Raw genomic sequence first — 18,542 nt, 5'->3', positions numbered from 1 at the left:
ATGAGCACCGTGAGCCTCCTCGACGTCGCCGGGTACCTGCCCGAGAACATCGTCTCCGCCGACTATTTCGCTCAGCACGCCGACCCGGCGGACGTGACCGCCAACGTCATGTTCAAGGCCCCCAAGTTCCGCCGCCATATCGCGCCCGGCGAATCCGTCGCCGATATGGCCGAACGGGCCGTCGCCCCCATTCTGGCGCGCCAGGGCCGGGAGGTATTGCGCGACATCGATATTCTGATCGTGCACACCCAGCTCCCGGAAACCGGCATCGTCGGCAACGGCGGCGAAGTGGCCGCGCGCCTGGGCATCAACCCCGAATGGCTGATCGATCTGCACAACGGCGGCTGCGCGGCCTTCGTGCACGGCATGAAACTCGCCCGCCAGCTGCTGGCGACCACCGACGCCAAGTCGGCGCTCATCGTGACCGTACAGAACTGCGCCGGACAGGTTTTCACGCAGGAACAGGTGCGCGGCAAACCCCAGGCCGCCATTCCAGGTGACGGCGCGGGCGCGGGCCTGCTGGTGAAATCCGGCGCTTCCCCGATCCTCGACATCGAGACCCGGCACCTGCCCCAGTACGCCGGGCAGATGACGGTCATGGCCGACCCGCCGCGCAAGTACTGGGAAGCCGGTCCGGGCCAGATGCACGTCGGCTTCACCGAATCCAAGATCGTGCGGGTGCTGGCGCGCGGCAACCGCATCGTCCCCGAGGTCGCGCAGGCGGTCTGCACCCGGATCGGCGTCCCCGCGACCGATCTCGACCTGCTGGTCACCAACCAGCCCAACCGCGCCTTCCTGCGCAACTGGCGCGACGCCCTGCAACTCCCCGCCGAGAAGCACCCCGACACCTTCGACGACTGCGGAAACCTCTTCGCCGCCGGCATTCCCGTCACCTTCGACCGGGCCGTGGACGAGGGCCGCGTTCCCGCCGGATCGCTGGTGATGTTCGCCGGTTTCGCGCACGCCGGTGATTTCGCCGCCGCGGCCGCGGTGCGCTGGGGCGGACGCTGAACGGACGGAACTAGCATGACGCACACCATCGAGCTCGGACACCGGCTCGGGCTCAATGAAAACCCGTACGGCCCACTACCTTCCGTGCACGCCGCGCTGGAACGCGCGCTGGTCGCCGCGAACCGCTACCCGGAGTTCCGCCCCGACCGGCTGCCCCGCATGATCGCCGCCCAGGTCGGCGTCGCACCGCAGCGCGTGGTGGTGGGCGCCGGCGCGACCGGCGTGTTCATGACCCTGCTCCAGGAATTCGTCCGCCCCGGCGACGAAGTCGTCATGGCCACACCGACTTTCGAGGGCTTCCCGATGCTCACCGACATGGTGGGCGGCAAGACCGTCGCCGTACCGCTCACCCCCGGCGGCTGCCAGGACCTGAACGCCATGGCCGCCGCGGTCGGCACCCGCACCCGCCTGGTGGTGGTCTGCAATCCGCACAACCCCACCGGCACCCGCCTGGATCCCGCCGCGCTCACCGACTTCCTGGCGGCGCTCGATCCGGCCGTCACCGCCGTACTCGACGAGGCGTACCTGGAGTTCGTCCCGCACGCCGATCGCCTCCCCACCCTCGGCTTGCTCGACCGGCACCCGAATCTGGTGGTGGTACGCACCTTTTCGAAGGCGTTCGGGCTGGCCGCACTGCGCATCGGTTACGCGGTCGGGACGCCGGTGACCATGGGCCGCATCGCGCACCGCCAGGTGCCGTTCGCCATGCACGCCCTCGCCGAGGCCGGGGTGCGCGCCTGCTACGACGCCGCCGACGAACTCACCGCCCGCGTCGAGGCCATTCGCGCCGAGAGTGCGCGCCTCGGCGCCGGGCTGCGCGCGCTGGGTCTGGCGGTGCCGGTCAGCGCCGCCAATTTCGCGTACGTCTTCACCCCTGACCAGGCGGCCGGATTCCGCTTGCGGAACTCCTTCGCCGAGGCGGGCATCCAGGTCAAGGATTATGCCGACGGCATCCGGGTCACCGTCGGCGACGGACCGGCCACCGATGCCGTCCTCACCGCGGTACGGACCACCATCGCGTAATGCGTACCCTGTGACAATGGACGCTCGACCACATACCGGGTCCGAAGCCGGCGGGTACCCGGCTCCGGACGCGGACGTGGATCACGAATTGCTCGCCCTCAGTACCCAGCTGTGCTTCGCCCTGTACAGCACCTCCCGCGCCATGACCGCCGCGTACCGCCCGCATCTGGACGCCATGCAGGTCACCTACCCCCAGTACCTGGCGCTGCTGGCGCTCTGGGAATTCCCCGGCATCACCATGCGCGAACTCGGCGAGCACCTGCGCCTGGACTACGGCACCATCTCCCCGATCATTGCGCGGCTGCAAGCCCGCGGTCTGGTGGACAGCGTGCGCAGCGAATCCGATCGCCGCACCGTCCATCTGCGCGCCACCCCCGCCGGTCAAGCGCTGCAACGCCGGGCCCAGCAGATGATCGAGGCGACCATGGCGGGGATCGGCTATCCGGTCGAGACCCTGGTGGAGTTGCGCGACCGGATCAATGAACTCGGCGCCCGTTTGGAGCAGGTCTCGACCGGGCCCCTGCCTCCCATGTCTTGACACGGGGCAGTCCCGTTTGAAAGACATTGTCGAGTAACAAGTTTGCCTCGGCGAAAGACATAGCTCCGGGGAAACAGCTCGACCGCGGGCTGCACGAGGCCCGGGCACAAAGGGAGTTATTGGTGCACTATCGAGTACCGACGCGAAAGTCCGCCGTCGCGCGGGCCGCCGCGGTCGCGGCCGCCATCGCCTTGGCGGTGGGCCTGCCCGCGGGCAGCACGTCGGCGGAACCGTCGAAACCCGCGTCCATCACCGCGAATACCAAGGATGGGCGCACCTGGCATCTGAAGGTCTATTCGGCGGCCATGGACAAGGAAATCCTGGTCGATGTCCAGCGTCCGGTCGACGAATCCAAGTCCGCACCGAATCTCTACATGCTCAACGGCCTGGACGGCGGTGAGGGCACCGCGAACTGGAAGGCCCGCACCAATGCCCTGGAATGGCTGACCGACAAGCAGGTCAATGTCGTGCAGCCGATCGGTGGTCTCGGCAGTTACTACACCGACTGGGAGAAGACGGACCCGAAGCTGGGCCTGAACAAGTGGAAGACCTTCTTCACCGAGGAACTGCCGCCGCTGCTGGACAAGGAATTGCAGTCCACCGGTTTGAACGCGCTCGCGGGCCTGTCGACCTCGGGCACCTCGGTGCTGCAATTGGCCGAGGCCAAGCCCGGCCTGTGGAAGTCGGTCGCCGCGTACAGCGGTTGCGCTCAGATCGCCGACCCGGCCGGCCAGCGCTTCGTCAAGCTCGCCACCGAGACCTGGGCGGGCGGCAATACCGAGAACATGTACGGCCCGGCCGATTCCCCGCTGTGGGCGGCGAATGATCCGGTCATCAATGCCGAGAAACTGCGCGGCACCCAGCTCTACATCTCCACCGGCAGCGGCATTCCGATGCTCGAGGACGTGCAGTACTACCTCGACAACGCGCCCGGCGTCACCGGTGCCATCAACCTCAGCCTCGGCGTCATCATCGAGGCAGCGGTGAACGGCTGCACCCACAATCTCCAGTCCAAGCTGGAATCGTTGCAGATCCCGGCGACCTACCAGTTCAACCCGGTCGGCACGCACTACTGGCCGTACTGGGAAGACGCCCTGCACAAGTCGTGGCCGATGCTGGCCGCCGGCATGGGGATCTGAATCCGCTGAGCCCGCACGAGATCAGCGCCCACCGAATTCGGTGGGCGCTGAATTCGTTTCGGGGGTCAGTTCAATGCGGTTGCCAGGGCATTGCGTTCGACGGTGAAGAACGTCTGATCCGATGGCAGTTGCCAATCCGGGCCGACGAAATACTGCTTGGCGGTCTCGTCACCGAATGCCAGATAGCGCAACCAGGCCACCCCCGCGCCCGCCGCCCGGTAATGCTCGGGACCGTCCACCGGTGAGAAATGGGTGACGCCACGGGCATTGGCGATCCAGGACGGGGCATTGGACATCAGGTTGTACTGCCACCAGCGCACCCACGCGAAATCCGGTACCACGATGTCGTTGTAGCCGGTCAGGAACAGCGTCGGCACGCCGATCAGCGATCCAAGCGCGAGTGGCCCCGGCTCCATGGCCAGCACGCCCGCGATGCGCAGCTCCGGGTCGATGAGCGAGGCGACCGCGGGCAGCAGAGCGCCGGCTTGCAGCGAGGCTTGCCCGCCGCCGGAGTGCCCGGCGAAGAAGGTGCGGCGCAAATCCACCTTGCCGAACAGCGGTGATGCCGGATCGCGATCGGTCAGTACCGCCACGGCGAGGCCGAGGGTCGGCACGTCCACCGTGGAGTTGAACAGGTCGTACGGGATGACCACCACGAAACCGTGACTCGCGTACAACCGGGCCAGCTGGTCGTATTGCCCGGGCTGGGACCAGATCCCGCCGGTCAGCACCACCAGCGGGGCGGCGGCCAGGTCGGCGATATCGGCCGGATAGTAGGTGTTCACGCCGATCGGGGATTCCAGCCCGGCCGGGAACGCCTGGGTGCATTGCAGCTCGTCGGTATTGCCGAAGACGGTCACGGTGATGTGGGCGATCATGCCGTACACCGACTGCTGGCACGGATTGGTCACCACCGGCGTGCTGACCGGATGCGGACCCGTTGTGGCGTAGCGGCTTTGGGCGGTGGCCGCCGCCGGTCCCGCTTCGTCGGCGGAGGCGAGTGCCGGCGCGGTGCAGGCGGCGAATGCCAGTATGCCCACCGCCGCAGCGGTTTTCAGAGCGGTGAATGTCCTCATCGTCGAGGGCTCCCCTTCGGATATGCGATTGTTCAGCGCGGCGTATTGCCGAGCCCCTGAGCCGCGGCCAGCACCTGGCCGCCGACGTCGATCAACAGCTTGAAGACATCCACCGGGACCGCTTTCCCGTTGCACCACAACAGATTGCAGCCGGTGGAGGCGTACGGTCCGACGCCCAGCAGGATCTCGGCGGCGTTCACCGGATCGACCAGCCGGGACAGCTCGTCCAGATCCTTGGCCAATGGCTTGCTGGGGGCGGGGTAGCGGTACGGGTCGTCGTAGGGTTCGCCGGGCACATCGGTGACCGCGGCGGACAGGCGGCGGAACAGTTCCTTGTTGTCCGGGTTGGAGGTTCCGGTCAGCAGCGCCTGGAGATTGTTGAGCTCGATCTTGGCGGGCACGCCCATGCGCACGATCACCAGGTCCCGGCTCGGCACGACCACCACGAACTGGCCGAGCGCGCCGGAGAAGGCGTAGGTGTCGCGCGGCGAGCCGGTGAAGACCGGGTGTTCGTTCAGGGTCGCGGTCGGCACGTCCACGCCGCGATAGGTGTCACCGGCATTGAGCCACATCAGGAAGCCGTAGCCGCCGTTGGCCGCGCTCGGGGTGGTGGCCTGGCGCAGGTAGTCCGCGCTGACGAGCTGCTGTCCCTGCCAGGAACCGTTGTGCAGCAACAGGGTTCCGATCCGCGCCAGATCCGACGGGCGCATGGCCAGCCCGCCGTTGACCGCGGTATTGCCGCTGCGGTCGCGCAGCCAGATCCAGTTCTCGCGATCGATTCCCAAGGGGCCCATGAGTTCTCGCTGTACGAACTCCTGGTAGTCCAGCCCGGTGGTGATCTCGATGATCTTGGGTAGCAGCGCGAGCACGGACTGCGCGTACTGGAAGGTGGTGCCCGGTTCGTAGTCGGCGGGGGAGGCCAGGGTCTGCAAGACCTGATCGGTCTGGATGCCGGCGATATCGGCGGGCCAGCTGAAGTGCAGGCCGGTGGATTGCGTGAGCACCTGGCGCACGGTGAGATTCGCGTGCGCGGCATCGGCCTGCGGGAAGAACTTGCTCAGCGGATCGTCCACGCCGAAGTAGCCGAGGGTGATGGCGCGGCCCACCGCCACCGAGGCCACGCCCTTGCTGGAGCTGGCCAGGGGCAGCGGCAGATTCCCGGTCGGGGTGCGGTCGCCGACGAGGCAGCCGTGCCGGTACACCTGCACCGCGTAACCGCCCGCGCGCTGCCCGAAATCGAGGGCGTCGGTGACCGCGGCCGCGTCCATGCCGACCTCGCCGGCCTCGCGGCGTTCGAACAGCTTGCCGGCATCGGGCTCGGCGCACGCGACGGCGGCGGGTGCGGCCGGAGCCGGGGCGGCGGTCAGGGACAGGGCCGCGAAGGCGGCTACGCCGACGGCTGCTGCCCGGCTGGTGCGGTGGAAGCGCATGTACGAGATCCCCTCGGCAGGCCGCTGGTCCGGCCTTCGTGTAGCAACTGAGACTGATTGGTGTCACATACCATAGCGAGTGGTGACGTCGGACACAATCCACTGTCTGAGGCAATCGAGCTCAGTGTGTGCGGCAAAGCGCCGGAAAAAGTGGGCGTCGAGTCGCCGACCGGTCGGAATCCATACTGATCAAGGGTCTTTCGGCACTTTTCCGGTCTCCGCCGCCGTGTGAAAGTAGGGTTCGGGAGCGGATCCGAGGCGGGCGAGGAAATCGAAGATGATGATCGCGTTATGGGTGCTGCTGCCCTACGCAGCAATCCTCTCCTGTGTGCTCGGCCATCTCTGGCGCTACCGGCACGACGGCTTCCACGGCTACCTGTACGGTCCGCACCTCGATCGCGCGGAACGGTTCGGCATTCACGCCTTCCGGATCGGCGTGCCCGTCCTGTTCGTCGCCCGCGTCGCCGAAGTGTTCGCCGCCGGGCCGGATTCGCGCCCCGAGGGCGGCATCCGCATCGTCCTCATCGCGCTCCAGCTCATCGCCGTCCCGGCGACCATGATCGGCGCGGCCCTGATCCTGGTGCCGCCGCTGATCGCCGCCGACTCCCGCCCGCGCGTCTCGGTGGTGGATCGCCTCACCCTGCCGGTGCTCATCGCCACCCTGCTCTCGGCCACGCTGGTCACCTTCGACACCACCCCCGCCGACGGCCGATACCGCAGCGCCGAAACGCTTTTCACCTGGACCCGCTCACTGCTCACCCTGCATCCCCAGCCCGAGGTGATGGCGCACGCCCCCGGCATCTACCAGGCGCGCGCCCTCATCGTCATGCTGCTCGTCGCCATCTGGCCCTTCACCCGGCTGGCCGGCATCTTCACCGTGCCCGCGCTGCGGCTGCTGCGGCAAACCGCGCGACTCGGGCTGGTTCGCCCGGCCCGGTAATAATCGGGCATGCCGGAATCCGGGGGAACCGACCAATTCGCACGGCCGGACGCCTGGACTCCGTCGAGCTCATCGAATACGACGGCGCGCGGATCACCGGCCTCTACGCCATCCGCAATCCCGACACGCTCGGCGCCGCCGGTACCGCGCACGCGCTGATCCGATGACCGCCGCCGTGACGTGGCCCACACCATGTCACGGTCCGGGCTCCGGTGGTGTCTGCGCATCGCCGAACGGATGGCCCAGGTCCTGGCGGCCCCCATCCTCGAACCCGAGCAGGGCGTTCATCTACGCCACCAGCGGCTTCCCGCCCCGGATGCGCTCGCTCGTCCGCCTGCTCGAAAGTAAGGGCTACGAGGTCGTGGACACCTTCTCCTGCCGCGCCCTCGACACCTGGCTGCCCTTCAAGCCGGTCGGCGGAATCCGCAAGGGCCACCCCGATATCGACGATCTGGCCGCCGCCCGCGCCTTCGTCGAACGGCTCCGCGCGCGGTGGTGACACGCCGTCTGGGATCGATTCCATTGCCTGCGTGACGTTTTCGGATGATCCCACAAGATCGCGTCGTTGCCTGGCCGAACCGGGCCGGTCGTGTAATGGTGGTGGCATGATGCCCGACGCGGAGTTGAATCCGGCTGCGGTCGAGATCGGCGGGTTCTTCCCGCAGCCACCCGAAGCCCTCTGGCACGCGCTGATCGAGCCGCATCTGGTCGAACGCTGGCTATTGTTGCGCTCCAGCGGATTCGCGGCCGCGGTGGGCACCCGGTTCATTTTCGTGGTGCCCGGCCGCCCGCCGGGTGAGATCGCCTGCGAGGTGCTGGCGGCCCGCGCGGGGGAGCGGCTCACCATCAGCTGGGTGGACCTGCGGGCCGAGCAGCCCGCGCGCTGGGTGGTGGATTGGCTGCTCCAGCCCGAAGGGCGCGGGACGCGACTGCTGTTGACCCAGACCGGATTCGATATCGAGGACCGCCGGCAGAAGATGGCCCGCAATGCCATGGAGCGCGGCTGGAAGACGACCCTGTCCCGGCTGCGCGAGGTGCTGGCGGACTGACCCGGCGGCGGCCGGTCAGTTGGTCAGCGGGTCGACCTTCGGGGAAGGCACGGTGCCGGGCCGGGCGCGCGGCGAATCGTCCACCAGGCGTAGCGCGGTGAAGCCCTGCTCGGCGGCCAACCGGCGAATGGCTCGCACCTCGTCGTCGGTGCGCGCGGTGACATCGATGCTGACCTGCGCGTCGGTAATGCTGTGGCCGGCATCGGCGAGCTGGGTGGCGAGCATGGTGAAGGTGAGGAGGGCGTGCTCCTCGAACAGCTGCTCGGGCTCGATGTGCGGTATCCCCTTCATGACCAGGCACTGTATGCATTGCGGCCGGGAGTCGGTGGCAGCGCGGTCCGCGTGTCGGGTTCGCCTGCTTCCGGGGCGTCGTTTGCCGATGTGTTGCGTGTCTCTTCCGCTCGCCCTGCCACCCGAGTAAAGTCCCGTTTCGGGATATCTCCGTAATGGAGATAAATCGCCAACGAAAGGGGTTGCGGTGACACGGGAATCGGGTCGGGCCGAGGCCGAACAGCGGGTCCAGCGTGGGATCCGCCGGCTGATCGCGCGGGCGGTGTTCGTCAACGACGCCATCGCCCGGGACCTCGGCCTACGCCTGGTGGACTTGCAGGTGCTCAACCTGCTGGCGCTGCCGGGCGGACCGGCGACACCCGGTGACGTCACCGCCGTGACGGGCTTGCCCTCCAGCACCACCACCCGTGTGCTGGACCGGCTCGAGTCCGGGGGATTCCTGCGCCGCGTCATGGACTCCGGTGACCGGCGCAAATTCACCCTCGAACTCGTCCGCGATCGATTCGCCGACTACGACCGCCGCTTCGACCGCCTGCGGGCGGCCAATACGGCACAGCAGGACGGTTACTCGGTCGCGGAGCTCGAACTGATCGCCGGCTTTCTGGAACGGCACGTCGACACCGCCGTCGACACCGGCCCGGAGTAGCCATCGCGGAAAACACACCGCAGAGGAGCACAACATGTACGGAATGCCCGCCTGGTTCGACCTGACCACCGCCGAACCGGCCAAAGCCATCGAGTTCTATATGCAGCTCTTCGACTGGAGCGCCGAACCGGTCGTGATGACCGATTACGGGAAATACATCATGTTCCGCAGGAACGGCGCACCCGTCGCGGGACTGGTGGAGCGCACCGGCGCGACACCGCAGCCGGACGGATGGCTGACCTACCTGTCCACCGCCGATATCAGCGCGACCATCGCTGCGGCGCAGGCGAATCGGGGCGGGGTGCAGCGCCCGATCCTGGAGATCCCCGGGATCGGGACCACCGCCGTGCTCACCGATCCCGCCGGATCCGCGATCGGTGTGGTGCGCCCCGACGGTGACGCCGAAGAACGCGCCGCGGGACCGACCGCACCGGTCTGGACCGAACTGGAATCGGTGGACTGGCCGCTCACCTTCGACTTCGCCACCGAAGTCTTCGCGCTGCGCACCGAAATCCAGTCCGCCACACCGGGATCGCGCTTCGCGACCTTCCACGACGAAAACCATCCGCGCGGCGGGATCTTCGAACTCGCACCCGAAATCCCGCACTCGCGCTGGGAGGTCGCGTTTCTCGTCGACGACGCCCAGCAGGCGGTGGACCGTGCCGTGGAACTGGGCGGCACCATCGTGCGGCCCGTCTACGACATCCCTGTCGGCACCGGCCTCGGTGCGCGAGTGGCCGACCCCAGCGGCGCGCACTTCAATTTCATCGCCTTCTGATCCTGCTCAGTCTCCGGTGGCCCGGGCGAGGCGGGCGGCGAGCTCGCGGACGTGCGTGACCAGCTCCGGTGGATGCAGGATTCGGAATTCGAAGCCGAAACCGGTGGTGTAGTAGGCGATCGCGTCCAGCGACGGCCCGCCGGTGTGCAGGATGCAGGATTCGGCGTCGATCGCCTCGAGCGCGCCGACCGCCGGTGCGATGCGCTCGGCGGCCTGCTCGGCCGAGGTGTGCAACAGGATGCGGGCTCGGAAACGGTAGGGCGCGCTGGTGATGCCGTGCGAGACGAGCTCGGCGGCATCCGGGGCCGGGCGCGGTGTGAAGCGCGGCCCGGTGGGGATGCGCGGGGTGAGGCGGTCTACCCGGTAGGTGCGCCAATCCTCGCGATCCACATCCCAGCCGGTCAGATACCAGCGCCGGCCGGTATGCACCAGGCGATGGGGTTCGGTTGTGCGGCGGGAGGTTTCGCCGTGGTGGGTGCGGTAGTCGAAGCGCAGGCGATGCTGATCGCGAATGGCGGCGGCAATGGCGGTGAGGGTATCGGGATCCACCTGCGGACCACCCGCGGGCACCGCGACGGTGGCCGATTGCAGCGCGGTCATCCGATGCCGCAGCCGCGCGGGCAGCACCTGCTCGAGCTTGGCCAGGGCGCGCAGCGAACTCTCCTCGATCCCGGCGATGGTGCCGCCCGCCGCGGTGCGCAGGCCCATCGCCACCGCGATCGCCTCGTCGTCGTCCAAGAGCAGCGGCGGCAGTTTCGCCCCGGCGCCCAGCCGATACCCGGCCGCGCCCGCGGTGGCATCCACGGGATAGCCCAGGGCGCGCAGCTTCTCGATATCGCGGCGCACCGTGCGCACATCCACCTCGAGCTGCTCGGCCAGCTCCGCGCCGGTCCGATCACGCGGGGTCTGAAGCAGGGACAGCAGGCGCAGCAGTCGCGCGGAAGTTTCCAGCACGATTTCGATTCTGCCGGAAACCTAGGGCGAAAGCTGTCCTAACCCGCTCGTACGGTGGTTCTCATGAGCAACGAGATCACGCCCTTCCGCATCGAAATCGCCCAGGAACAGCTCGATGTTCTGCGCGACAAGCTCGACGCCGCCCGCCTGCCCGCGCCCCTGCCCGGCGACGACTGGGACACCGGCGTCCCGGTGCACTGGCTGCGGGAGCTGGTCGAGTACTGGCGCACCGGCTACGACTGGCGGGCCGCCGAAGCCGAATTGAACCGTTATCCGCAGTTCGTCACCGAAATCGACGGGCAGCGCATCCATTTCATGCATATCCGTTCGGTCGAGCCGGGTGCGACGCCGCTGCTGATGACCCACGGCTGGCCGGGTTCGATCGCCGAATTCCTCGATGTCATCGGGCCTTTGACCGACCCGGGCGCGCACGGCAGCGACCCGTCGGACGCCTTCCACCTGGTGATCCCCGCGCTGCCCGGTTTCGGATTCTCCAGCCCCCTGGTCGATTCCGGTTGGAGCCGCGAGCGGATCGGCCGCACCTGGGCCGAACTCATGCAGCGCCTCGGCTATGACCGCTACGGCGTGCAGGGCGGCGACATCGGCGGCGCGGTCAGCCCCGAAGTCGCCCGCACCGCAACGGATCACGTGATCGGCGTGCACGTCAACGGCGGCCCCAATCTGCCCCCGATCCCGTTCCCGGAAGCCGATCTGCCCGCCCTGACCGACCTCGAACGGGACCGCGCCCGCCGCATCAACGCCTTCGTGCGCGAGGAGTTCGGTTATATCGCCATCCAATCCACCCGCCCCCAAGCCCTCGCCTACGGCCTGGTCGATTCCCCGGTCGGTCAGCTCGCCTGGATCATGGACAAGTTCCGCGAGTGGACCCATCCCCGGAACGTGCTCCCCGACAAGATCATCGACCGCGATCGCCTGCTCACCAACGTCATGCTCTACTGGCTGACCGGCACCGCCGGCTCCGCCGCCTACGTCGGTTACGCCCAGGCCGACCGCTGGGGCGAAGTCCCCGCCGACTCCGGCGTTCCCACCGGCGTCATCGCCTTCGCCCACGACGTCTGCATCCGCCGTTACTGCGAGCCGTCCAACACCATCACCCGCTGGGTGGATGTGGACCACGGCGGTCACTTCGCGGCGCTGGAAGAACCCGAACTGCTGGTCTCCGATATCCGCGAATTCTTCCGCGACCTGCGCTGAGGATCCGGGGTGGTGAGCGTGACGGTCAGCGAGGCCGCGCACAGCGCCACCCCGAACCACACCGCGCCGTCCACCCCGACGCCGTCGGCCAGCACACCGCCGAACAGCGCGCCCAGGGCGATCGAGAGGTTGTAGCCCAGGGTGTTGATGGACATGGCGGCCTCGAAGGCGTCGGGTGCGGTGGCGAGCGTGGAATTGATCTGGCACAGGTTTGCCGCGCCGAAGGAGATGCCCCACAGCACCATCGCCAGCAGCAAGCCCGGCCGCGTCTGCCCGATGGTCAGCAGCAACAGCAGCGAAACCACCAGTCCCGCACCGGCGGTCAGGAAGGTGGCCCGCAGATTCCGGGTCGCCGCCTGCCCGGCGAGGAAGTTCCCGGCCGCCCCGCCGAGGCCGTAGACCATCAGCAGGCCGGTGACGAATCCCGGCGAGGCCGACGAATTCTCCTCGGCGAACGGGCGAATGAAGGTGTACGCACCGAAATGGCCGAGCACGTAGAGCATTACGGCGATCATGACCGCTCGCAATCCCGGATTGTCGACCGGCAGCCGGAACACCTCCCGCACCGAGACCGCGTTCTCCGAAGGCAGCGAAGGGATTACGGTGGCGACCGCGACGCCCACCACCGCCGCGAGCGCGCCCCAGATCAGGAAAGTGGTCCGCCAGCTGGTGAGGCTCTCCAGGAAGGTGCCCAGCGGAATGCCGACGACGGTGGCGATGGAGATGCCCGAGAGCGCGACCGCCGCCGCCCGATTGGCCTGCCGCTCCGGAACCAGCCGCATGGCCATGCTCACCCCGATGGCCCAGAACATGCCGTGCGCGAAGCCCATGATCAGCCGGGTGGCCAGCAGCAGCGGAAAGTTCGGTGCGAGGGCGGTGATCAGGTTCCCCAGCGCCAGCACCGCCAGCAGCACGGTCAGCAGTACGCGCCGATCGACCCGCCTGGTCCACGCCACCAGGAACGGCACCCCGAGCCCCGCCGAGATGCCGAACAGGGTGACCATCAACCCGGCGACCCCGACCGCGACGCCCAGGCTGGACCCGACGGACGTCAACAGCCCGACGGGCATCAGTTCGGTGGTGACGAAGGTGAACAGGCTGGCCGTGATGACGGCGACCCCGAGCCAAGGCCGCCAGACCGCGCCGGAAATCCGTTGTGTCGCTGTATTACTCATACTCCGATCTCACCCGCGCCGGATCCATGAGTCCAACACATGTTTGTCACCGCATCGATCCGAATTCAAGATTGATCCATGGAACTACAGCAGATGCGTTACGTCCTCGCGGTGGCGGAAACGAACAGCTTCACCCGCGCCGCGGAACGCTGCCTGGTGGTCCAATCCGCCCTGAGTCACCAAATCGCCCGTCTGGAAAGGGAACTCGGCGCCCGGCTCTTCGAACGCACCAGTCGCCGGGTCCGTCTGACTCCCGCCGGTGCGGCGTTTCTCCCCGCCGCCCGCCAATGCCTGGACGCGGCCGACCGGGCCGCCGCCGAGGTCGCCGCGGCGGTCGGTGAGATCCGCGGCCGCCTGGCCGTCGGCCTGATCCCGACCGTCACCGCCGTCGACGTACCCGAAGCGCTGCGGCATTTCCGTCAGCGCTATCCGCAGGTGCGGATCAGCCTGCGGGTAGGCGCGAGTGACGATCTCATGGCTCAGATCCGGGCCGGGGAGCTGGACGTGGCATTCCTCGGATTGCCCACCACCGCTCACCCCGACGGCGTCGCGGCCCGCGAGCTCGGGCGGGACCGCCTGGTCGCGGTGGTCGCCCCGGATCATCCGCTCGCCGGGGCATCGACGGTCGAGCTACGCCGACTGGCGGCGGAACCGTTCGTGGATCTGCCCGCCGGAACCGCCGGGCGGATTCAGTCCGATCAAGCCTTCGCGGCCGCCGGACTGGAGCGTGACGTCGCTTTCGAGGTCACCACCGCCGACTACATCGCCCGGCTCGTCGCACCCGGCCTGGCCGTGGCCATGCTGCCCGCCGCCTACGCGCCGCAACTCGCCGGCGTGGTCACCGTCGCGGTCGCCGATGCCCCCGCCCGGGTGGAGTACGTCGTCTGGAGCCGCCACACCCGCACCCCCGCGGCGACCGCTTTCCTGGAGATCGCGGCCGGTGACCCGCGCGACTCCTGACTTACTCAAGCCCGGTGCGGATACGCCCCGCCGTCGACTACCAGGCGCTGCCCGGTGAGATACCCGGCGGCGGGGGAGGTCAGGAACGCCACCACCTCGGCGACCTCCTCCGGGCGGCAGACGTGGCCGAACGGTGCGGTCGCGTCGAGGTCGGCGGCCTGGCGGGTCGCGCCCGCGGTGAGGGCGGCGGTGAGGCGATCGCCCATATCGGTGGCGACCAGGCCGGGTGCGACGATATTGACGTGAATGCCGTGCGCCGCTTCCTCTTTGGCGAGGGTGTGGGCGAGGGCTTCCAGGGCGGCCTTGGCCATGTTGTAGGGCGCGCCGGCCGCGCCGAGCGCGTGGGCGGCAATGCTGCTGATCATGATGATGTCGCCGCGCGGCCGCCGGCGCATTCCGGGCAGGACCAGGCGGGTGAGGTGATGCGGACCGATGGCCTGCACCCGCAGCAGCCGCTCCACCTCCTCGGCGGGCGTGTCCGCCACCTGCTGCCCGCGGCTGGCGATGCCGCCGTTGTGCACCAGGATGTCGATCGGGCCCAGTTCGGCGGTCACCTGTTCGACCATGGCCGCGACGGCGGGCAGATCGTCGACGGGAGCCTGCACGGCGCGGCATTCGACGCCGAGTTTCCGTAATTGCTCGACGGTCTCCGCGGCGGCCGCCGCGTCCCGGCGGTAGTTGACCGCCACCGCCGCGCCGCGCGCCCCCAGCGCCAGGCTGATGGCCCGGCCGATGCCGCGTCCGCCGCCGGTCACCAGTGCCACCCGGCCCGCCAATTCGCCTGCTGCGGTATCCATTCGAGCTCCTTCGCCGATGTCTGCTCCGATCATCGCCCGCGGCGGTGCCGGATGTCGATGCCCGTTCCGGTGGTTGCGACACCGGCGGCGCGGGATGTCCGGTTCGGGTGATGCGGTAGGGCAGACTCGGGTACCGAATGGTCTGTTGCCGAGCGGATAGGAGCTGGGTCGATGCACTTCGAAGAGAATCGCGGCGGCGGGATCTCGCGGCGGGCGGTGCTCGGCCTCGGGGCGGCCGCGATGGCGGCCCTCGGCCTGAGCGCCTGCGGGGACTCCGGTGATTCGAGTTCGACGACCACCAGCACCACGCCCGCCTCCAACGATCCGCACGATATCGCCATCGACGCCTATGTTTTCGGCTACCCGCTGGTGCTGACCGATGTCACCCGTGAAACCGGCGGCCCCGCGAACCAGTTCGTGCACCAGAGCCCGCCCACACCGCAGGAGAAGCAGGTGGTGCGGCTGAATCTGGACACCCTGTATTCGCAGTCGTGGCTGGATCTGCGCGCCGAGCCGATGGTCTTGCAGGTGCCCGCCATCGAATCCGGCCGGTACTGGCTCATGCAGCTGATGGACGCGTGGACCAACACCGTGCACGATCCGAGCAGCATGGATCAGCAGATCAAGCACGGGGAGCCCAAACCGCCCTACACCTATCTGCTGACCGGGCCGGGCTGGTCGGGCAGTGTGCCGGCCGGTATGACACAGCTGGCCATGCCCACCGGCACCGCCTGGCTGCTGGGGCGCATCGAATACAAGGGCGGGGCCGATGTCGCGAATGTGCGTGGCATTCAACAACAATTGAAGCTGGCCCCGCTGAGCGTGTGGAGCGCCGACCCGAACGCGGTGCAGGGCGGTCCGGGTGCGCGGGCCGCCGGTGGACCCGCACCCGCGCAGACCGTCGCCGCCATGGACGGGCCGGCCTTCTTCAACCGCCTCTGCGCGGTGATGGCGTCGAATCCGCCCGCGGCCGCGGATGCCCCGGCCATGAAGCGTTTCGCCACCATCGGCGTGAAGCCCGGGGCCACCATCGATCCGCAATCGGCCGAACTGCTCACCGCCGCGGCGGTCACGGCGCGCAAACAGATTCCGGCGTACCACGATCCGCAGGGCAAGGACGACAACGGCTGGGTGTTCGACTTGAACGTCGGCGCCTATGGCACCGATTACCCGCTGCGCGCCCAGGTGGCCATGATCGGCCTGGGCGCGAACCTGCCCAAGGACGCGGTGTATCCGACCATGAACGCGAATGCGGACGGCGGCAAGCGTTTCCGGCTCACCTTCGCCAAGGGCGAACTCCCGCCGGTCGGGGCGTTCTGGTCGCTGACCGCCTACGACGCGCACAGCTACCTGATCGACAATCCGGCGGGCATCTACTCGGTGGGCCACCTGATCCCGGTGGCCGCCGGAGCGGACGGAAAGGTCGAGATCACCATCCAGAGCGAGGATCCCGGTTCCGAGGTGCCGGTCGGGAACTGGCTGCCGATCCCCGCGTCCGGGCCGTTCTCGGTGACGCTGCGTTTGTACGCGCCGAAAACCACCGTGCTCGAAGGGAAATGGTCGGTGCCCAAGCTGGAGACCGTGGGCTGAACCGGCAGCGGCGGCGCGGGCGCACCACCACCCGCGCCGCCGATCCGCATGAATACCGTTACGGGGTAACGATATTGAAGTTCGGGTCGGGCTTGTCCAGGACGTCCTTCAGCTGCTTCAGCTTGGTCGGATCACCGCTGACCTTGATCGCGCCGGACTGGATCTCGCTGACGATGTCCTGCTTCCCGGCCAGCACCGCGATCAGCTTCAACCGCGGCAGTGTGAAGGTGGCATCCGGTGCGGGCCCGGTGAAGTCGGCCGGCACCACGTAGTGGATGAGCACGCCGTTGCGCAGTTCGGTGCGATAGGTCTTGTTCTCGTCGGTGATCACCCAGTCGTTGACCAGCTTCAGATCCCACGCCTTGGGCCCGTTCACCAGGAAAGCCGCCGAATCGAAGACCTGGTCCACGCTCATGGCGCTGATCATGCTGGCGGAGTTGGCCTTGGTCGGCGTCCCGAAGTTGCCGTTGCGCAGCTCGTAGGCGCCCGACAGGTAGAAGTTGCGCCACGGACCGCTCTCGGATCCGTACCCCAGCTGCTCGAAAGAGCTGGCCTGCAACATCTTCGCCTTCTCGTTGTCCGGCTCGGCGAAGATCAGGTAGTTGAGAACCTGTACCGCCCAACGGTAATCACCGTCGGAGTAAGCCTTGCGAGCGGTCTTCAGCACCTCGCCGGCGCCGCCCATGGCCGAGACGTGCCGCTTGGCGCTCTCCACCGGCGGATGCTCCCACAGATGCGCGGGATTGCCGTCGAACCAGCCCATGTACCGCTGATACACGGCCTTCACGTCATGGCTGACCGTGCCGTAGTACCCGTGGTTGTACCACTTGGCCTCGATGGCCGGCGGCATCTGGATCAGCTCGGCGATCTCGATGCCGGTGTAGCCCTGGTTCAGCATGCGCAGCGTCTGATCGTGCAGGTAGCCGTAGGTATCCCGTTGCAGCTGAAGCCATTCGGTGAGCTTGTCGGTGCCCCAGGTCGGCCAGTGGTGCGAGGCGAAGGCGACATCGGACTTGCTCGCGAACATATTGATGGTCTCGGTCAGGTACTGCGACCAGACGTGCGCGTCCCGCACCAGCGCACCGCGCAGCGTCAGAATGTTGTGCAGCGTGTGAGTCGCGTTCTCCGCCATGCACATCGCGCGAAAGCCGGGGAAGTAGAAGTTCATCTCCGACGGCGCTTCGGTGCCCGGGGTGATCTGGAAGACGATCTCGACGCCGTCGATGTTCTCGGTCTGCCCGGTGCGGGTGACATCCTTGTTCGGCGGGATCAGGCTCACCGTGCCGGTCGAGGTGGTCATGCCCAGACCCGCGCCCACCTGGCCCTTCTCGCCGCGCGGCAGGGCCGCGCCGTACATGTAGGCCGAGCGGCGCGCCATGGCGGTGCCCGCGAAGATGTTCTCCGCCACCGCGTGCTCCATGAAGCCCTGCGGTGCGATCACCGGGATGCGACCGGAGGCGGCGTCCTCACTGCTGATCACGCCCAGCGCGCCGCCGAAGTGGTCGACGTGCGAATGGGTGTAGATCATGCCGACTACCGGCTTGTCGCCGCGCTTGGAGCGGTACAGCTCCATGCCCGCCTTGGCGGTCTCCACGGAGATGAGCGGATCGATGACGATGATGCCGGTCTTGCCCTCGATGACGGTCATGTTCGACAGATCCAGGCCGCGGATCTGGTAGATGCCCGGAACCACTTCGTACAGACCCTGTTTCACCACCAGCTGTCCCTGCCGCCACAGGCTCGGGTTCACCGAATTCGGGCACGAGCCCTGGAGGAAGCCGTAGGAGTCGTCGTCCCACACCACCTTGCCCTGGGCGTCCTTGACGAGGCCCGGCTCCAGCTTGGCGATGAAACCCCGGTCGGTGTCGGCGAAGTCGGTGGTGTCGCCGAACGGCATCGAGGACTGGACGGCCTTTTGCTGATCGATGAT

19 protein-coding genes are annotated in these 18,542 nt (G+C 68.0%); 12 read left to right on the top strand and 7 right to left on the bottom strand.

Going from position 1 to position 18,542, the window contains the following annotated elements; genetic code table 11:
* The 4 genes from NI1_RS25010 (at position 1) to NI1_RS24995 (ending at position 3,711) form a co-directional block, all read left to right on the top strand.
* Entirely contained in the window at positions 1-1,011 is a 1,011-nt protein-coding gene (locus tag NI1_RS25010) for a 3-oxoacyl-ACP synthase III family protein (RefSeq protein WP_067825156.1), read from the top strand.
* Positions 1,012-1,026: 15 nt separating this feature from the next.
* The gene (locus NI1_RS25005; protein ID WP_067825154.1) at positions 1,027-2,034 is read left to right on the top strand and encodes a pyridoxal phosphate-dependent aminotransferase; all 1,008 of its coding nucleotides are present in this window, start codon (positions 1,027-1,029) and stop codon (positions 2,032-2,034) included.
* Between the two features lie 142 nt (positions 2,035-2,176).
* Complete coding sequence (locus NI1_RS25000; protein WP_439957297.1) at positions 2,177-2,572, top strand: MarR family winged helix-turn-helix transcriptional regulator; 396 nt, start codon at positions 2,177-2,179, stop codon at positions 2,570-2,572.
* Between the two features lie 122 nt (positions 2,573-2,694).
* Complete coding sequence (locus NI1_RS24995) at positions 2,695-3,711, top strand: alpha/beta hydrolase (protein WP_067825399.1); 1,017 nt, start codon at positions 2,695-2,697, stop codon at positions 3,709-3,711.
* A gap of 65 nt (positions 3,712-3,776) precedes the next feature.
* Here the strand turns inward: NI1_RS24995 and NI1_RS24990 are convergent, their stop codons facing one another.
* Entirely contained in the window at positions 3,777-4,787 is a 1,011-nt protein-coding gene (locus NI1_RS24990) for a poly(ethylene terephthalate) hydrolase family protein (protein ID WP_067825150.1), read from the bottom strand.
* 32 nt (positions 4,788-4,819) lie between these two features.
* Positions 4,820-6,217 (bottom strand): serine hydrolase domain-containing protein, encoded by a 1,398-nt coding sequence (locus NI1_RS24985; RefSeq protein WP_067825148.1) that lies wholly within the window; start codon positions 6,215-6,217, stop codon positions 4,820-4,822.
* Positions 6,218-6,494: 277 nt separating this feature from the next.
* Here NI1_RS24985 and NI1_RS24980 point away from each other — a divergent pair, with 277 nt between their 5' ends.
* From NI1_RS24980 to NI1_RS24970, 3 genes are all read left to right on the top strand, one after another.
* Positions 6,495-7,157, top strand: a complete 663-nt coding sequence (locus NI1_RS24980; RefSeq protein ID WP_067825146.1) for a respiratory nitrate reductase subunit gamma — start codon at positions 6,495-6,497, stop codon at positions 7,155-7,157.
* Positions 7,158-7,473: 316 nt separating this feature from the next.
* Positions 7,474-7,656 (top strand): NADPH-dependent FMN reductase family protein, encoded by a 183-nt coding sequence (locus NI1_RS24975; protein WP_067825144.1) that lies wholly within the window; start codon positions 7,474-7,476, stop codon positions 7,654-7,656.
* A gap of 106 nt (positions 7,657-7,762) precedes the next feature.
* Complete coding sequence (locus tag NI1_RS24970; RefSeq protein ID WP_067825142.1) at positions 7,763-8,206, top strand: SRPBCC family protein; 444 nt, start codon at positions 7,763-7,765, stop codon at positions 8,204-8,206.
* 15 nt (positions 8,207-8,221) lie between these two features.
* Here NI1_RS24970 and NI1_RS24965 read toward each other — a convergent pair whose 3' ends face one another.
* Positions 8,222-8,497 carry a hypothetical protein gene (locus tag NI1_RS24965; RefSeq protein WP_067825140.1) on the bottom strand — a complete coding sequence of 92 codons (276 nt, stop codon included), beginning with the start codon at positions 8,495-8,497 and terminating at the stop codon, positions 8,222-8,224.
* Between the two features lie 187 nt (positions 8,498-8,684).
* Between NI1_RS24965 and NI1_RS24960 the strand changes: the two genes are divergently transcribed.
* Complete coding sequence (locus NI1_RS24960; RefSeq protein WP_084523626.1) at positions 8,685-9,143, top strand: MarR family winged helix-turn-helix transcriptional regulator; 459 nt, start codon at positions 8,685-8,687, stop codon at positions 9,141-9,143.
* Between the two features lie 34 nt (positions 9,144-9,177).
* A complete protein-coding gene (locus NI1_RS24955) occupies positions 9,178-9,921 on the top strand; it encodes a VOC family protein (protein ID WP_067825138.1) in 744 nt (247 codons plus the stop codon).
* Between the two features lie 6 nt (positions 9,922-9,927).
* On the opposite strand, the gene NI1_RS24950 is transcribed toward NI1_RS24955, so the two are convergent.
* Positions 9,928-10,875: a helix-turn-helix transcriptional regulator gene (locus NI1_RS24950; RefSeq protein ID WP_067825136.1), complete on the bottom strand. Its 948-nt coding sequence runs from the start codon at positions 10,873-10,875 to the stop codon at positions 9,928-9,930.
* A 63-nt stretch (positions 10,876-10,938) separates the two neighbouring features.
* On the opposite strand from NI1_RS24950, the gene NI1_RS24945 reads away from it, so the two are divergent.
* A complete protein-coding gene (locus NI1_RS24945; protein WP_067825134.1) occupies positions 10,939-12,090 on the top strand; it encodes an epoxide hydrolase family protein in 1,152 nt (383 codons plus the stop codon).
* Here the strand turns inward: NI1_RS24945 and NI1_RS24940 are convergent.
* Positions 12,018-13,265, bottom strand: coding sequence for an MFS transporter (locus tag NI1_RS24940; RefSeq protein ID WP_067825132.1), 1,248 nt, complete (start codon positions 13,263-13,265; stop codon positions 12,018-12,020). The two genes, NI1_RS24945 and NI1_RS24940, sit on opposite strands and share 73 nt — an antisense overlap.
* A gap of 78 nt (positions 13,266-13,343) precedes the next feature.
* On the opposite strand from NI1_RS24940, the gene NI1_RS24935 reads away from it, so the two are divergent.
* The gene (locus tag NI1_RS24935) at positions 13,344-14,225 is read left to right on the top strand and encodes a LysR family transcriptional regulator (protein ID WP_067825130.1); all 882 of its coding nucleotides are present in this window, start codon (positions 13,344-13,346) and stop codon (positions 14,223-14,225) included.
* A 5-nt stretch (positions 14,226-14,230) separates the two neighbouring features.
* On the opposite strand, the gene NI1_RS24930 is transcribed toward NI1_RS24935, so the two are convergent.
* On the bottom strand, positions 14,231-15,022 hold the full coding sequence (locus NI1_RS24930) for an SDR family NAD(P)-dependent oxidoreductase (protein WP_067825128.1): 792 nt from the start codon (positions 15,020-15,022) through the stop codon (positions 14,231-14,233).
* 171 nt (positions 15,023-15,193) lie between these two features.
* Here NI1_RS24930 and NI1_RS24925 point away from each other — a divergent pair, with 171 nt between their 5' ends.
* Complete coding sequence (locus tag NI1_RS24925; RefSeq protein ID WP_067825126.1) at positions 15,194-16,612, top strand: DUF1254 domain-containing protein; 1,419 nt, start codon at positions 15,194-15,196, stop codon at positions 16,610-16,612.
* Positions 16,613-16,670: 58 nt separating this feature from the next.
* Here NI1_RS24925 and NI1_RS24920 read toward each other — a convergent pair whose 3' ends face one another.
* Positions 16,671-18,509 (bottom strand): alkyl/aryl-sulfatase, encoded by a 1,839-nt coding sequence (locus tag NI1_RS24920; protein ID WP_245663394.1) that lies wholly within the window; start codon positions 18,507-18,509, stop codon positions 16,671-16,673.
* Positions 18,510-18,542 lie beyond the last annotated feature (33 nt).

Source organism: Nocardia inohanensis NBRC 100128 (assembly GCF_001612945.1).
In the GTDB taxonomy this organism is placed as follows: Bacteria; Actinomycetota; Actinomycetes; order Mycobacteriales; family Mycobacteriaceae; genus Nocardia; species Nocardia inohanensis.
The sequence above is the reverse complement of the archived record's forward strand: the minus strand, read 5'-3'. Positions and strand labels throughout refer to the sequence as shown.

Bases quoted from the DNA above. Each gene is read 5' to 3' on its own strand.
- NI1_RS25010 (WP_067825156.1), top strand. From the start codon at position 1: ATGAGCACCGTGAGCCTCCTCGACGTCGCCGGGTACCTGCCCGAGAAC.
- NI1_RS25005 (WP_067825154.1), top strand. From the start codon at position 1,027: ATGACGCACACCATCGAGCTCGGACACCGGCTCGGGCTCAATGAAAAC.
- NI1_RS25000 (WP_439957297.1), top strand. From the start codon at position 2,177: ATGACCGCCGCGTACCGCCCGCATCTGGACGCCATGCAGGTCACCTAC.
- NI1_RS24990 (WP_067825150.1), bottom strand. From the start codon at position 4,787: ATGAGGACATTCACCGCTCTGAAAACCGCTGCGGCGGTGGGCATACTG.
- NI1_RS24985 (WP_067825148.1), bottom strand. From the start codon at position 6,217: ATGCGCTTCCACCGCACCAGCCGGGCAGCAGCCGTCGGCGTAGCCGCC.
- NI1_RS24980 (WP_067825146.1), top strand. From the start codon at position 6,495: ATGATGATCGCGTTATGGGTGCTGCTGCCCTACGCAGCAATCCTCTCC.
- NI1_RS24975 (WP_067825144.1), top strand. From the start codon at position 7,474: ATGCGCTCGCTCGTCCGCCTGCTCGAAAGTAAGGGCTACGAGGTCGTG.
- NI1_RS24970 (WP_067825142.1), top strand. From the start codon at position 7,763: ATGATGCCCGACGCGGAGTTGAATCCGGCTGCGGTCGAGATCGGCGGG.
- NI1_RS24965 (WP_067825140.1), bottom strand. From the start codon at position 8,497: ATGAAGGGGATACCGCACATCGAGCCCGAGCAGCTGTTCGAGGAGCAC.
- NI1_RS24955 (WP_067825138.1), top strand. From the start codon at position 9,178: ATGTACGGAATGCCCGCCTGGTTCGACCTGACCACCGCCGAACCGGCC.
- NI1_RS24945 (WP_067825134.1), top strand. From the start codon at position 10,939: ATGAGCAACGAGATCACGCCCTTCCGCATCGAAATCGCCCAGGAACAG.
- NI1_RS24940 (WP_067825132.1), bottom strand. From the start codon at position 13,265: ATGAGTAATACAGCGACACAACGGATTTCCGGCGCGGTCTGGCGGCCT.
- NI1_RS24935 (WP_067825130.1), top strand. From the start codon at position 13,344: ATGGAACTACAGCAGATGCGTTACGTCCTCGCGGTGGCGGAAACGAAC.
- NI1_RS24930 (WP_067825128.1), bottom strand. From the start codon at position 15,022: ATGGATACCGCAGCAGGCGAATTGGCGGGCCGGGTGGCACTGGTGACC.
- NI1_RS24925 (WP_067825126.1), top strand. From the start codon at position 15,194: ATGCACTTCGAAGAGAATCGCGGCGGCGGGATCTCGCGGCGGGCGGTG.
- NI1_RS24920 (WP_245663394.1), bottom strand. From the start codon at position 18,509: ATGCCGTTCGGCGACACCACCGACTTCGCCGACACCGACCGGGGTTTC.